The organism is Streptomyces sp. NPDC033177 (genome assembly GCF_055577715.1).
Genome location: NZ_JBVIPS010000009.1, coordinates 202,861 through 215,291 on the forward strand (window position 1 = coordinate 202,861; position 12,431 = coordinate 215,291).

At 66.2% G+C, this 12,431-nt stretch carries 10 protein-coding genes and 1 pseudogene; 5 read left to right on the forward strand and 6 right to left on the reverse strand.

What is annotated here, in order from left to right:
* Positions 1–87: 87 nt before the first annotated feature.
* From ACZ5U5_RS29480 to ACZ5U5_RS29495, 4 genes are all read left to right on the forward strand, one after another.
* Entirely contained in the window at positions 88–672 is a 585-nt protein-coding gene (locus ACZ5U5_RS29480; RefSeq protein WP_469027486.1) for a tyrosine-type recombinase/integrase, read from the forward strand.
* Between the two features lie 113 nt (positions 673–785).
* Positions 786–1,046, forward strand: a complete 261-nt coding sequence (locus ACZ5U5_RS29485) for a tyrosine-type recombinase/integrase (RefSeq protein ID WP_469027489.1) — start codon at positions 786–788, stop codon at positions 1,044–1,046.
* Between the two features lie 146 nt (positions 1,047–1,192).
* Positions 1,193–1,795 (forward strand): hypothetical protein, encoded by a 603-nt coding sequence (locus ACZ5U5_RS29490; RefSeq protein ID WP_469027492.1) that lies wholly within the window; start codon positions 1,193–1,195, stop codon positions 1,793–1,795.
* Positions 1,792–3,243 carry a hypothetical protein gene (locus tag ACZ5U5_RS29495; protein WP_469027494.1) on the forward strand — a complete coding sequence of 484 codons (1,452 nt, stop codon included), beginning with the start codon at positions 1,792–1,794 and terminating at the stop codon, positions 3,241–3,243. The genes ACZ5U5_RS29490 and ACZ5U5_RS29495 overlap by 4 nt, the downstream gene beginning before the upstream one ends.
* Positions 3,244–3,268: 25 nt before the next feature.
* Here the strand turns inward: ACZ5U5_RS29495 and ACZ5U5_RS29500 are convergent.
* A pseudogene (locus ACZ5U5_RS29500) lies at positions 3,269–4,898 on the reverse strand (ISAzo13 family transposase).
* A 393-nt stretch (positions 4,899–5,291) separates the two neighbouring features.
* On the opposite strand from ACZ5U5_RS29500, the gene ACZ5U5_RS29505 reads away from it, so the two are divergent.
* Positions 5,292–6,428 carry a hypothetical protein gene (locus tag ACZ5U5_RS29505; protein ID WP_469027497.1) on the forward strand — a complete coding sequence of 379 codons (1,137 nt, stop codon included), beginning with the start codon at positions 5,292–5,294 and terminating at the stop codon, positions 6,426–6,428.
* 668 nt (positions 6,429–7,096) lie between these two features.
* Here the strand turns inward: ACZ5U5_RS29505 and ACZ5U5_RS29510 are convergent.
* The 5 genes from ACZ5U5_RS29510 to ACZ5U5_RS29530 form a co-directional block, all read right to left on the reverse strand.
* Positions 7,097–7,714 (reverse strand): SMI1/KNR4 family protein, encoded by a 618-nt coding sequence (locus ACZ5U5_RS29510; RefSeq protein ID WP_469027499.1) that lies wholly within the window; start codon positions 7,712–7,714, stop codon positions 7,097–7,099.
* 236 nt (positions 7,715–7,950) lie between these two features.
* Positions 7,951–9,234 carry an MFS transporter gene (locus ACZ5U5_RS29515; protein WP_469027501.1) on the reverse strand — a complete coding sequence of 428 codons (1,284 nt, stop codon included), beginning with the start codon at positions 9,232–9,234 and terminating at the stop codon, positions 7,951–7,953.
* Positions 9,231–10,355: a winged helix-turn-helix domain-containing protein gene (locus tag ACZ5U5_RS29520; RefSeq protein WP_469027504.1), complete on the reverse strand. Its 1,125-nt coding sequence runs from the start codon at positions 10,353–10,355 to the stop codon at positions 9,231–9,233. Before ACZ5U5_RS29520 ends, ACZ5U5_RS29515 begins: the two co-directional genes overlap by 4 nt.
* Entirely contained in the window at positions 10,348–10,977 is a 630-nt protein-coding gene (locus ACZ5U5_RS29525; protein ID WP_469027507.1) for a hypothetical protein, read from the reverse strand. The genes ACZ5U5_RS29520 and ACZ5U5_RS29525 overlap by 8 nt, the downstream gene beginning before the upstream one ends.
* Before the next feature lie 152 nt (positions 10,978–11,129).
* Positions 11,130–12,209, reverse strand: a complete 1,080-nt coding sequence (locus ACZ5U5_RS29530; protein WP_469027509.1) for a YncE family protein — start codon at positions 12,207–12,209, stop codon at positions 11,130–11,132.
* Between the last annotated feature and the right edge of the window lie 222 nt (positions 12,210–12,431).

Genomic DNA, 12,431 nt, shown 5'->3' on the forward strand with positions numbered 1-12,431 from the left:
CGGAGACCGGTTCAGCGAGTCTTTCCCCTCAAAGCCCAGGCGCGGGCCTGGGGTATCGAGCTGGAGACCCAGTTCGCCCGCGGAGGCATGCGCGACCCGCGGGCCGGCGAGATCGCGTTCCGGGAGTGGCACGACCGGTGGTGGAACGCCCGCATCGTCGAACCCCACACCCTCCGGGGTGATGCGTCCAGCATCAAGAACCACGTCATGCCCTACTGGGCGGACTGGGAGATGCGGGCCATCACCCGCATGGACGTCCAGAGCTGGATCCGCTCCCTGGTCGAGAAGGGCGCAGGCCCCGCCGCGATCAAGCGGGCCTACAACCTGACGTCGTCCATCATGCGCGCGGCGGTCGACGACGATGTGATCGCGGTGAGCCCGTGCCGCAGCATCGATCTGCCACCCATCGCGGTCAAACCGCCGCAGTGGTTCACGCCCGACCAGGCGCAGAGCATCCTCGACGGACTCGCCCCCACCTGGCGGACGATGTGCCTGCTCGGCTTCTACACCGGACTGCGCTGGGGCGAGCTCTCCGGCCTGCACCGCCACCGCATCGACACGCGCCGCTCGCGCCTGTTCGTGGTGGAGGTCAATACCAAGAGCGGCATCAAGGAGTACCCCAAGAGTTCCAAGAGCCGCCGGGAGGTCCCGCTCGCGCCCCACGTCCTGTAGGCCCTCGAACGTCAAGTCCACCGGCTCGACCGCGACGCAGTGGTCTTCACGACCATCACCAAGGGCCGCTGCGGGCGCCTCCTTGCCGATAGCAACTGGCGCCGGCAGATCTGGTGGCCCGCGGTCGAGGCCGCCTACCACTTCGGCGACGACGGCGATCTGCAGCTCGTCCCGCACTACCCGCCGCACCCCATGCGCCACACCTGCGCTCGTGGCTGGTCCAGAGGGGAGTCTCGCTCTACGAGGTCCAGCACCTCCTCGGCCACGAGAGCTTCCAGACCACCCAGCGCTACGCCCACCTCCAGCCTGACGCGCACAAGGCCGTCCTTGGAGCATGGGAGCGGATGGAAGCCCCGCTCACCGTTGCTCCTTAAACAGCCTTCACCCCCCCGTCCGCGCCGGACGGGGGGTGAAGGCGTTCACGAGCGAGCTGAGCTTGCGCTGGTTTCCGGGCGACTGGCCGGTCTTGAGGTACCCATGAACTGCCCGCCGGACCTTCTACGGGGCTTAGACTCTCTCCGTGGTAGGAGAGGACGCCCACTTCAAGGGGATTTCAGGAGCGAAGAGAGCCAAGCTCTATCTTGAGGGCACGATGCGGATCTCGGGGGCCTTCGCGAACACGGACTCGGACGCCTGGGCGAGGAAACTGACGCTCGCCTGGCCGGAGGGCGGCCAGACCTTCTCCTTTGACCTGGGCGGGTCAATGCGGGGCGCTGCGTACCATGGGGACCAGTTCTGCGCGGAGGTCAAGAACTATCAGAGCCCGGCGGACCAGGGCACTCACTTCATCGAATTCCTCGCCAAGTGCTACGTCGCGCACCAGGGCAAATATCTCTTCGGCGATCACTACATGTGGATCACCTGGGCCCCGTTCAACGTGCAGAATTGGTCGTGCCTGCACGAGCCAGCGAGGATCGAGTCCGCTGTCGTGCAGCATCGGCAACGCATCTTCGGTGACGTCTCCGAGGACGAGGCCAGGGACAAGATCGACGCGACCGCGGTACAGAGCGTGTCCGAGCGCATGTGGCGCATCGTCCTGTCGGAGAAGCAGGAGGGCCTGCTGCCGCTCACTGAATGGCGGGCCATTCTGGCGCATCAGCTGACGCTGAAGGGGGAGTGGTGAACGCCGTCGCATCGTCGATCGCAGAGGCACTTGAGGCGGACGACCCGTACAGCTCGTTCGCCGAGATCAAACGACTCCTCGAACAGCAGTTCCGGCAGATGAATCCGCAGATCCGGACCAGGCGCACCGGGTTCTACAACCACACCCACATGCCGGACCTGGTCGTCCGGTGGCCGCACGACGACCTCAGCGACCGATACGTCTACTTGCGTAGCACGGCGGACGCGGATGAGCTCGGATTCGACGTCCGGCTTTTGGCGCCCCAGGACCGGCCCATTGTTCTGGCACTCGGGGCTCTGCGCTCGGCCTCTGACGCCCGAGCCCTGGACTCGCTCGCTATCGAGCACAACACCCTGGTGTTGGATCTGGCGGCTTTCGCGGAGCTGACCTCCGGCGAGCTGCCCGATGTCGCGCTGAGGCGCCTGATCGCGAATACCGTCATCGAAGGCGGTCAGGGTCTCCTTGACGAGCGCTCTGTGTCCCGATTGGGCCGTGCCATGATGACCGGAGTGCAGGCGGCCCGCCTCGGCGAGCCTGAGGCGACCGAGGATGCACTCACCTTCGCCAGGGACACGCTGTCCCCTCCGATCGCGCGCCGTCTGACGGCCTTCTTGGGGACGATGTGGCGTACCAGCGGAGCACCGATGGCCGCAATGGAACGCGTTCCCAGGTATCCCCAGCCATTGGACGAGTTGTCGCTCGAGTATCTCCTCGAAGGCCAAGAGATCCAGGATGATGACTTCTGGAGCCGCTTCGCTCGTGAGATCACCTTGACCGATCTGCTGGGGCACCCCAGAGCCGTCGCCACCGACAACCTCCAGCACCTTATGCGCGGGGCGCTGAGCACTTGGAACGCTCGAGTCTGCGCTGTAGCCCCCGCCTCCCCTATCACCGCTCGCCGTGGCTCCGCCCCGCAACGCTGGACAAAGAGCGAGGATACGCTCAGCTTCGACGCTCCCAGCTTCGTTCTCAGGCTCGCCCGAAAGGTCGATCACCTGACTTCGTCAGCGGCACGGGCTGCTTACGAACTGCCAACCCTCGACGAGGTAGGGGAGCGTCTGCCGCTCCTAGGACTAAGCCTCAAGGCCGTCACACTGGTCAACGGTGGCGGCAAGGTGACGTACGAAGGGGAGGTAGGCGCTCTGCATCGGGACCGGCTCCGCCACCTCAGTGAATCTCTCGGGCCGGGAACCCTAGTCAGAAACCTTGAGGCCCTGCCGCCCAGTGGCGTCCCGGTCAGGTACAACTTCTCCACACGGGTCGCCTCGGTGAGACCACCTCGTGGCAGTGTCCCGCTCCTGGAACTTGTGAACACGTCCATTCGGCTCTTCGCGGATCTGTCCCGTGAGGAGGAGGAACGCCTCGTCGAGGTGATCCCACCGGGCGGCCGCACCCTGCATGCCGGAATCGATCTCGACGTAACGGGAACAGAGCCCCTCACCGACTGACGCGCGGCTAAGGGCGTGCAGATCATTAACACGTTGTCTTGATCATGCTGCTGGAGTCGCTGCTTAGGGCCTCGAACCCGATCCTGGAGGGCTGTGAGGGCAGAGGGCAGAGTGGCCGTCGGCGGGATGACGATGCTGTGCGCCTTCAGCAGCGTCCTGATCTTCAGCAGGGTGCGGTGCATGGCGGTCCGACTGCTGTCGAACAGCACGGCGAGAGGTTCCGCGGCCAGGGCGAGCCGTAGGTGAAGGACGGTTGCCAGGACCTGGTCGGGGAAGGCGAGCCGGGGCGGACGGCCGCGCTTGGCGTCGCCGTGGAGGGCCAAAGTGGCGGTGAGATCGCTCAGTTGCTGCCGGGAGATGCCAGTCAGGGCGGGATCAGACAGGAGAGCGTGGTCCCACTCCGGGGCCGGCTTCTGCGGAGCCCGGGGCGCTGGGATGGCTGAGCAGGGCTGGGGGTGCAGGGCATAGTTCCAGTCGCCGTGGAAGGCGTGTCGGGTCAGTGGCAGGGACGCCATCTCCGCGTGGCCGATCTGGACTCCTGTGGGGTAGACGTTGGTGTCCAGCTCGGCCATGACACGCAGTCCGGTCCGGGTGGTGGTCGCGGCGATTGACTGGACAATGACTTCATGGCTGGTCAGCGGGCGGCCGCGCCAGTTTATGGTGATGTGCGAGAAGAGCCGGTGCTCGATCTTGTTCCACTTGGATGTGCCCGGAGGGAGGTGGCACACAGTGATCGTCAGTCCTGTTTCGGCCGCGAGCCGGGCGAGTTCGAGCTTCCAGGCCCGGGTGCGGTAGCCGTTCGTACCGCCCGCGTCGGCGGTGATGAGCAGTCGCGTCGCCTGCGGGTAGGCGACCCGACCCTGGCCGCACCACCAGCGGCGGATCGATTCCACCGCGAACGCGGCCGTGTCGTGATCGGTGCCCACGTTGATCCAGCCCGTGTTCGCCGCGACATCGTAGATCCCGTACGGGACGGCCTTGCCCAGCTGGGGGTCGGCGAAGTCATGGACGTTCACCGGTACCGGATCAGCCGCAGGCCGCCACTGGCGGCCGCTGTTCTTGAACTCGCCGACGACCTCCTTCTTCTTGGTGTCCACACTGATCACCGGCTGGCCGGCATCCCGGTGATCACGGGCCTGCTCGTTGAGATAGCGGAACTGGGCATCTCGGTCGGGATGTTGGCTTCCCTCGATGGTCTTGGCGTTGGCCTGCAGACTGAAGCCTTCCTCCCGCAGCGGGTCCGCGACGGTGTCCGCACTGACTTTGTGTCCGGTCCGGGCGAGCTCCCGCGCGAGCGTGCGAGTCGACTTCACCGTCCACCGCAGCGGCGACATCGGATCGCCTCGCTCGTCCGGCTCGACAAGCGCCAGGAGAGCCGGCCGCAGCCCCGGATCGAGATCTGCGACCCTCTTACGGCCTCCGCCCGGCCGCCGCACCCGCCCCAGAGGCTCCTCGCCGGCCTCCAACTCGGACACGCCCTTGCTGACCGTGGTCTCACTCACCGAGGCTGCCCGTGCGACGGCCCGAACACCACCGTGTCCCAGAACACGGGCCTCTGCGGCCATCAGCAGCCGTCGTTGCCGCTCATCCAGATGCGGGAACAACACCCCGAACTTCATGGTGAGTTGGGAACAGATCTCGTCCGGGATGCGCATACCACATCAACGAGCCTGGGACGGGAAGCAACACCTTGATGATCTGCACGCCCTTAGTGGACCGATCGGGTGTCGGCCAGGTCCGGCGCTAGATCCGTTCTTCGCAGGCCACCCATTCGGGGGATCAACTGATTGCAGCGGGTCAGCCAACGATCAGCGCCGCGGTCCGAGCTGCAGAACCTGCTGAAGCACGATCACCTGAGGGCCGTGATCAAGCTCGGAGGCTGTGCAAAAGAGTGACTCGCGAAGTACGGAGCTAGAGCCTGTGCACCGCGGCAGCCGGCCCGGGATCGAACCGCAGCGCGAGATGCCCCGAAAGTCGACGAGGCCATTCGAACCTTGGCGGCGATTAGCTGGCATCCGGCGGCTGTGATGAGGGAATGTTGCCTCCTGATGATCGACGACGAATCTGCGGTTGGCGATGGCGGTGAGCCGACGGAGCTTGCCAAGTCTCGGTCGCCCTATGAGGAGCGACCTGTCGCGCGTGCCCGGCGGGTGAAGGCACAGGAATTGATCGAGCGGCTCGTTGCCGAGGGGCGCGTCCGGATCGCTGATCCCGATGCCGACGAGGTCGCGGAGTGGCGGCGCGTCGTCAGTTACGCGAAGCGCCATGGTCTGGAGCCGGTGGGTAAACGCATTGAGAAGGTCCCTTATGGCGGGCCGGGACTGGAGCTGTTGCTTGCGGAGGGCCCGCACCCCAACGCGCGGAATCAGCGGCCGAAGGCGGCCGGAGGAGTGATTCCAGTTCCTGCACGGCTGGGACACCTGCATCCTGTGGTGGCTGCGCTTAAAGACGACGAAAGCCGGCTGATAGTGCCGTCTGCTCTGCGTCGCAGGTCGCTTCTGCTGCTACAAGGGCTGGCGGCAGAGGCAGTGCGGCGGGGGTATGAGGTGCGGAAGGCGCGGTCGTCCTACTCCAGGCGTGAGGGCGGAGTAGATATCACGGTCGACGGATTCGCCTACACCGTCTCCGTCTGGCAGGAGTTCCCGGAGTCTACGAATCCCGAGCGCTCCGCTCGTCTCGTCGTGGAGCTTGCTCACGGTCTGACCGACAGGCCCGGTCGTTGGCGGGATCGGAAGAGCCGGACACTTGAAGAAGCTCTGGGTGTGATCCTTGGAGAGATCGAGACGCGAGCTGCCGAGGATACTCAGCGCCGACAGGATCAAAGGCGCGTCGGGGCGGAACGCGAGGTTCGTTGGCAGGCGGCTTTGGATGTGGCGAAGCAGCAAGCTGTTCGCGAGCAACTTGCCCAGGTGCTGCGTGAAGAGGCCAGGGGGTGGCAAGAAGCTGCTGCTCTCAGCGCGTACTGCTTGGCGCTGGAACGTCGGCTCCAAGAACTGGATGGCACGGCGGATGTCTCGACACTGGACTCGGCCCGACGCTGGTTGGAATGGGCAAGAGTGTATGCGAGGTCGATAGATCCCTTGACCGGCCTTCCGGGCATGCCCCACACACATGAACCCACGGCGGAGGAGCTTGAACCACATCTCAAGGCATGGAGTCCCCACAGACCGGAACGGCGTGGCTGAACCGCCGCGCTCAACACGAGCGGCTGGCCACTTTGGCGGGCGATCGGCTCGATACGTTCCTCGACGGCCGCCTGCTCACAGCCGTACGTTCAGTCGACGCCCCTCGACCGAGCTGGGGCCGGATCAGCACAGAGCTGCTGGAGCCCTCCTGATACCTGTATTTCGCACTCGACCGGCAGGCCAGCCACAGGAGTTTGATCCCGGCGACTGACCTGCTGCCCGTGGCACGTCGCTGCGCTGCAGCGATGAATGCACCATCCCTGTCGGCTAAACATCCCTACCAGCTGCGTCCCGGCCAGATGCGCGTTGCGACCAACTTGCGCCACGGCGGGGCCCGCCATCGGCCCCGTGCGCTGCATCGATTCGGCTGGCACTGCCCTTTTCGGCGCCCCATCGGCACGTAGAGCGTCTGATTTCTCACCCTTTCGCAATGAGGTATCCGCTACCGGCCGGGCTGGGCCCTGTGGGTGCGGAGAACGCTTGCAGCGTAGGCGGCAAGGGCGACCCGGTCGTAGCGGCGCTGCAACGAGAGGGCCTCCTCGGTGCTTTTGTGCTTCGCAACTCCGCACTGCCGAGGGGCCCTTTTTTCGGGCCGACACCACACCCGTCATCTGAGCCAGCATTCAGTTCGACTGAACACGCCCATCGACCGGTATGCGGAAGGATTTTTAGGTCTCGTCTGCTTCCCGCCACTCCAGGAAGCCGTCATCGTCTGTGTGGGGGTACCGCTGGCCCCACATATCAAAGCGGGCGGCATGCAGAGCGTTGTCGGCTGCTTGCACGAGATGGGTCAGCGTCAGGAATACCGGGTTGTCATCGAAGGATCCGCCGGAGTCGACGTCGAACATGCCGATCCTGCCAAGGGTCTCATCCTCGACCTGGCTGAGGAACAAGAGGTTGCCGCTCTCGTCATAACAGACAGGAATCCACTTCGGGTTCCAGACCAGATGTTCACCCGGCAAGGAGTCGGGGAATTGATGTGGGCGTTCCAGGTGCTGTTCTCTCTGCTGCCGTGTGCGGCGTTCATCGGCTGCCATCATCTGTCGGTGTTCGTACTCGATCTGCCGAGCGGTGGCGAATCGGTAGAAAATGGGGAGGACAAGCTCTCCTGACCCATCGTGCCGCAGAAGCGACTCGCGAAGCCCGTCCGGGCAAGGCATGCCCAACTGCCCGCCGAGGACGGCCAGATCATCGCAACTGGCTGGCTCGGGAAGTGACGCGTATGTCGCGGGAGCCTGGATCCGCAGCCACTCCTCGATGCCGTACCAGGCGTCATTGATCGTCATGTCAGCATCGTCGCGCGGCTCGCTCTCATGCGCTCGGGTTCGGTCAACTCAGAGCAAGTGGGCGGCCGTGTCGCAGAGGGGATCCGACGCCCTCGACCGGCTGCAGGCCGGCCGCGGAGGCGCGCTGTTGGTAGGTGATCAGCACGCCCCACTCGGCGAAGTGGCGATGCATCCCGGCCAGGGGTGCATGGTGATGTTCCCCAAGCGCCATCAACGTACGACGGGATGGCGCCCCTTCATCCTTGGTGTGTCATATCGTCGTACGTCTCCGTGGGTTTCGGCTGTTCTTGTGCAGAGTCATCACCGTGGCTTTCGGAGGAACGGGCTGATGCGCGGGGCAGCCGTTGGGCGATGGCGGTGGCAATGGCTGCGACGGCGGCGAGGCATAGGGCGACGACGCGGGGACCGGTGAGGCTGAGGAGCTGGCCGCTGAGGGCGGCGCCGACGGCTGAGCCGAGGTTGTATCCGGAGCCGAGCCAGGCGTTGGCTTCGGCGTGACGTTGGGTGTCGATGCGTTCGTCGACGAGGAGGTAGGCGATGACGAAGATGGGGGTCATCGGCAGGCCGACGCAGAAGACGGCCAGGATGGTCAGGGGCGAGGCGGATAGGGCTGCCAGCACCAGTGCTCCTGCCACGAGGGCGCCGGTGGCTGCCGCGTAGCGGGCCCTCAGGGAGGCGACCCACGTCTTGCGCCCGTAGAGAAGACCGCCGATGGCGCCGCCGAGGGAGAAGGCTGCGAAGGAGTAGCCGGAGGAGATGACGTCGGAGAAGTTCTCGGTGGCGGCTGGGATGATGACGGTAAGGCCGCCGCCGCACAGGCCCAGGACGATGACGGGCACGATGATGCCCTGACCATCACGGCTACGCATGAGGGAGCGGCTGCGGGTCTTTGGCCCGCTGCTCGATGGGTCTTCTTCATCTTCGGGGGTCGGGAGCGTGCTTAGGACGGCGGAAACGCCCAGGACCGCGGGCAGAAGCAGGAGTGCACCGGCAGCTGTCACCCACCGCGCGTCGATGAGAGCCATCGCGGCGGTGCCCAGCAGGGGGGTGGCTACGAAGGTGAGTTCCTCGACGATGGAGTCGAGGGTGTGGATGCGCTGCAGATGGTCTTTGTCCGGCATCAGGCGGGACCAGATGGCGCGGAGATTCGGGGTGAGCGGGGGGAAGAGCGCGCCCGCTGCCGCAGTGACAGCCAGGGGGATCTGCCAGATCCCGGTGCCGGTGAGGGCTGCGGCTGCCAGGAACAGCAGCACACTGGCCAGCGTCATGGCGATTAGTCCGGCGGCGCCGTGTTTGGTGCACCAGCGGGCCCGGGCGGGTCCGGGGACGGCGATGGCCAGCAGCAGGGCGCCGGTGGCCAGGCCGGCGATGCCGATGCCGTGGTGCTTGGTGAAGGAGATCAACACGGCGAAGGGGATCAGGCCGGAGGGCAGCCGGCTCAAGATGCCCAGGGCCAGGGCCCACTTGGCTTTGGGGACAGCGAGGGTGGCGCGGTAGCTGGGGGTGGTGGTGTCGCTCACAGGGCGGCTCCGACATGCCATGGGGACAGGGTGGGGGAAGCGGTGCTGGTCGCCTGCGCCCACCGGCAAAGGGTGGCGAGTGCGTCGTCGAGATGGGCGAGGTCGTGGCCGTCGAGGAGCTGGTGGCCTTCTACGGTGGCGGCGCCCTTGCTCGCACGGATTGCGATGCGGCCGACCAGAGCGGTGCCCACGAGGATGGGCATGCCGAAGTAGCCGCATTCCCGCTTGGCCGCGGGTTTGTACGCCTCCAGCAGATACTCCACGCCGAACAGGCGCTGCATGCGGGGCCGGTGCCAGATCAGGGAGTCGAAGGGTGAGAGCGGGGTGCACGCCTCCTCATCCACCGGGGGAAGACTCAGGGCGGTTCGTGCTACCCAGGTGGGCTCCGTCCACCCCTGGACCCGGGCTGGCTCGGCCTCCTCGAGGTCGGCCAGGCAGGCGGCCACCTTGCGGGGCGAGAGGCGGAAGTAGTCGGCGACATCTCCGGCGGTGGCCACCCCCAGTGCTCGCAGGGCGATGAGCACCAGGGCGTGCAGGCACTCCGTCTCGTCAGGCTCCGCATGCAGCAACTCATCAGGGATGATGGCGGCGGCGTGCTGGTAGACGCGCTGCCACCCGCGGCGGTGAACGCAGGCGAGTTCGCCTGTAGCCAGCAGCCATTCCAGGGCCCACTTGGCGGTGGAGGAACGCTCCCAGCCGCTTCCCTTCGCCCCGCCCAGGTCGCTGATGGTGAGCGGCCCACGGTCGGCGATCTGGGCGCGGACGTGCTTGACCGCCTCTGGGTCGACCGGGGGGCCATTCCAGCCCTTGGCGGCGTAGTGGCGGCGTCGGAAGGCGAACAGCGGCCACGAGCTGAGGGGGAGCAGGCTGGCGGCGTGGCCCCAGTACTCGAACAGGACAGGCGGGTCGGTGTGCCCGATCAGGTGCTGGGCTTCTTCTACCGGGATGCTGCGGGCCAGCTGTACCAGCTCGTGGGATCGCCGTACGACACTGATCGTGTCGAGCTGGATGCAGCCCAGTTCACGCAGAACATCCCTGTCGCTCGGCCGAGTTGTTGCAGTGTGCAGGCCCTGGGCGGCAACGGCGATGGTGCGGGCTTGGTGCAGGGAGAGCTCAAGCACGGGCCGTGTCCGTCTCCGCCAGATCCGGCATGCGGCCTTGGGCCTGGAGAGAGTCGGCGTGCAGCAGCACGATGCGAGCGATCGGCTGCCCTCGGCGGATGGTCACGTTCGCGGTGGGTTTCACGGCGATACTCAGCCCGTGCTCCTTGGCCATGCGGGCAGTGATCGAGCTGCTGAGGATGCCAACGGGAATATCCAGCCCTGCGGGGCCGTCCTCGGGCAGGATGAGCAGGAAGTAGCCACGCGGCACATCAGCAGTCCAGCCCAGGCGCCACTCGACGGTGCCCGCACCGTTGACCAGGAACATGTTCTCCCAGCCGCGCGGGGTCTGGAACTGGTGAAGGTGGAGCCAGCTGGTCTTGTCGACGGCCAGGTGGGTCTTCTCCCGTTGCCACAGCTCGGTGCGGTTGGCGGCCCGCCCGGCCGCTTCCGGCTCGCTCAGCCCGTCCAGCTCGATCTGGTCCAGCGGTGTGAACGTGATGTCGACGGGGCTGTGCACCTGCCAGCCCAGTTCCCGGCCCATCACCCACGGCGCGCAGTGTTCGGGACGCCGCTCGGCGCGCACGAAGCGGAAGTTGTCGCGATAGACCGCGGCATCACCGCGGCTGCGCTGCCTGTCCACGGTGTATTTGCTCGGCATTACTGCCCAGGGCTGGATCTGACGGAAGGGGACTTCTACGGGCAAAGGACCGGAACCTTTCTGAGCGGGCCGGCCCCCGCACACCGATGTGTGCGGGGGCCGGGTGTCACATGGGCGAACTGTGCGGGGCCCGCTCAGCGGGTGGCAGCGCCCTGGCCGAGCTGGGCGGCGGCCTCGTTGAGCTTGCCTTCGTCGTAGGAGACCTGGGAGGCGTCGAACACCGAGACGCTGCACGGCCCGTAGCCGACCTTGATCTCGTCGTACTGGACCTGGCCGCCTTCCTCGGCGGGCAGGGACAAGTCGACGCCGTCGAGGTGGACCACGGTCAGGCTGTGCGGGCTGAACTTGAACTCGAGCTGGTCGTCATCAGGCATGGTGCGGGCGAAGATGCCGCAGTAGACGGTGCCGTCGTTGGCGTCGACGGCGATGCCGCGCGGACCCGGCCCGACCGGAATGTTGCGGGTCACCTTCAGCTCGTCTGTGTCGACCACGGCGATCACAGAGGTGCGCTCCAGGGTGAGCAGCGCGAACTGGTCGTCGGCGGTGAAGGCCACCGCGCGACCGCCGTCGCTCACGACCGGCACCTTGGCGATGACGCTGTCCGTCTCCAGGTCGATCACGGGCATGGCCGCGATGGCGTTGCAGGCAACATAGGCCCGCTTGCCGGCGCGGTCGATGTTCAGGCTGTAAGGGAAGGAGTCCTCCCCGATGTGGATGCGGGCGATTTCCCGGATCGTCTCCGGCCGGCCCTCGTCCACCAGGCCGCTCAGGTCGAGCTTGGCGATGTAACCGGAGCCCCAGATGCACACGTACGCGTACCGGCCGTCCTTGCTGATGGCCATGTGCCTCGGGTCGCGGGCCACCGCGACCTGCGTGAGTTCGGTACGCGACTCCAGGTCCACGACGGACACCGTGTTCGAGCCGGAGTTGGACACCAGCAGGTACCGCTCGCCCGGCACGATGCCCAGGCCGCGCGGGCCGGAGCCGACGGTTATGCGTGCAACCTCGCGGCGGGTCAGTGCGTCCAGCTCCGACACGGTGTTGGTGCTGGTGTTGGACACGAACCCACGGCCGTCACGGGTGAACTTCACGCTACCGCGCGGGGCGTTACCAACGGAGATCTCCTTGCGGACCTCATGCGCGGAGGGCCCGTCCTTGCGGATAACGGTGATCTGCCCAGAGTCGGTGTCGGTCGAGTAGATCTCAACGGTCACGTCGTTGTCTCCAACTGTTGACGTCCGCCACTAGCCGCGGCGGCTGAGATTGCCCGAGCGACGCTACGTGCCGCACTCGATACTGGTCCATGCCATTCGGAAGCCTGGCCTAAAAGCGTGTACTTGACAGCCATGAGGCGTAGGCCGAGGCGATCTGCCGACCATCACGCCGACGGCACTGCACGGCAAGGTCGGCTGTCAACATCGCCGTCTGACCGTCTA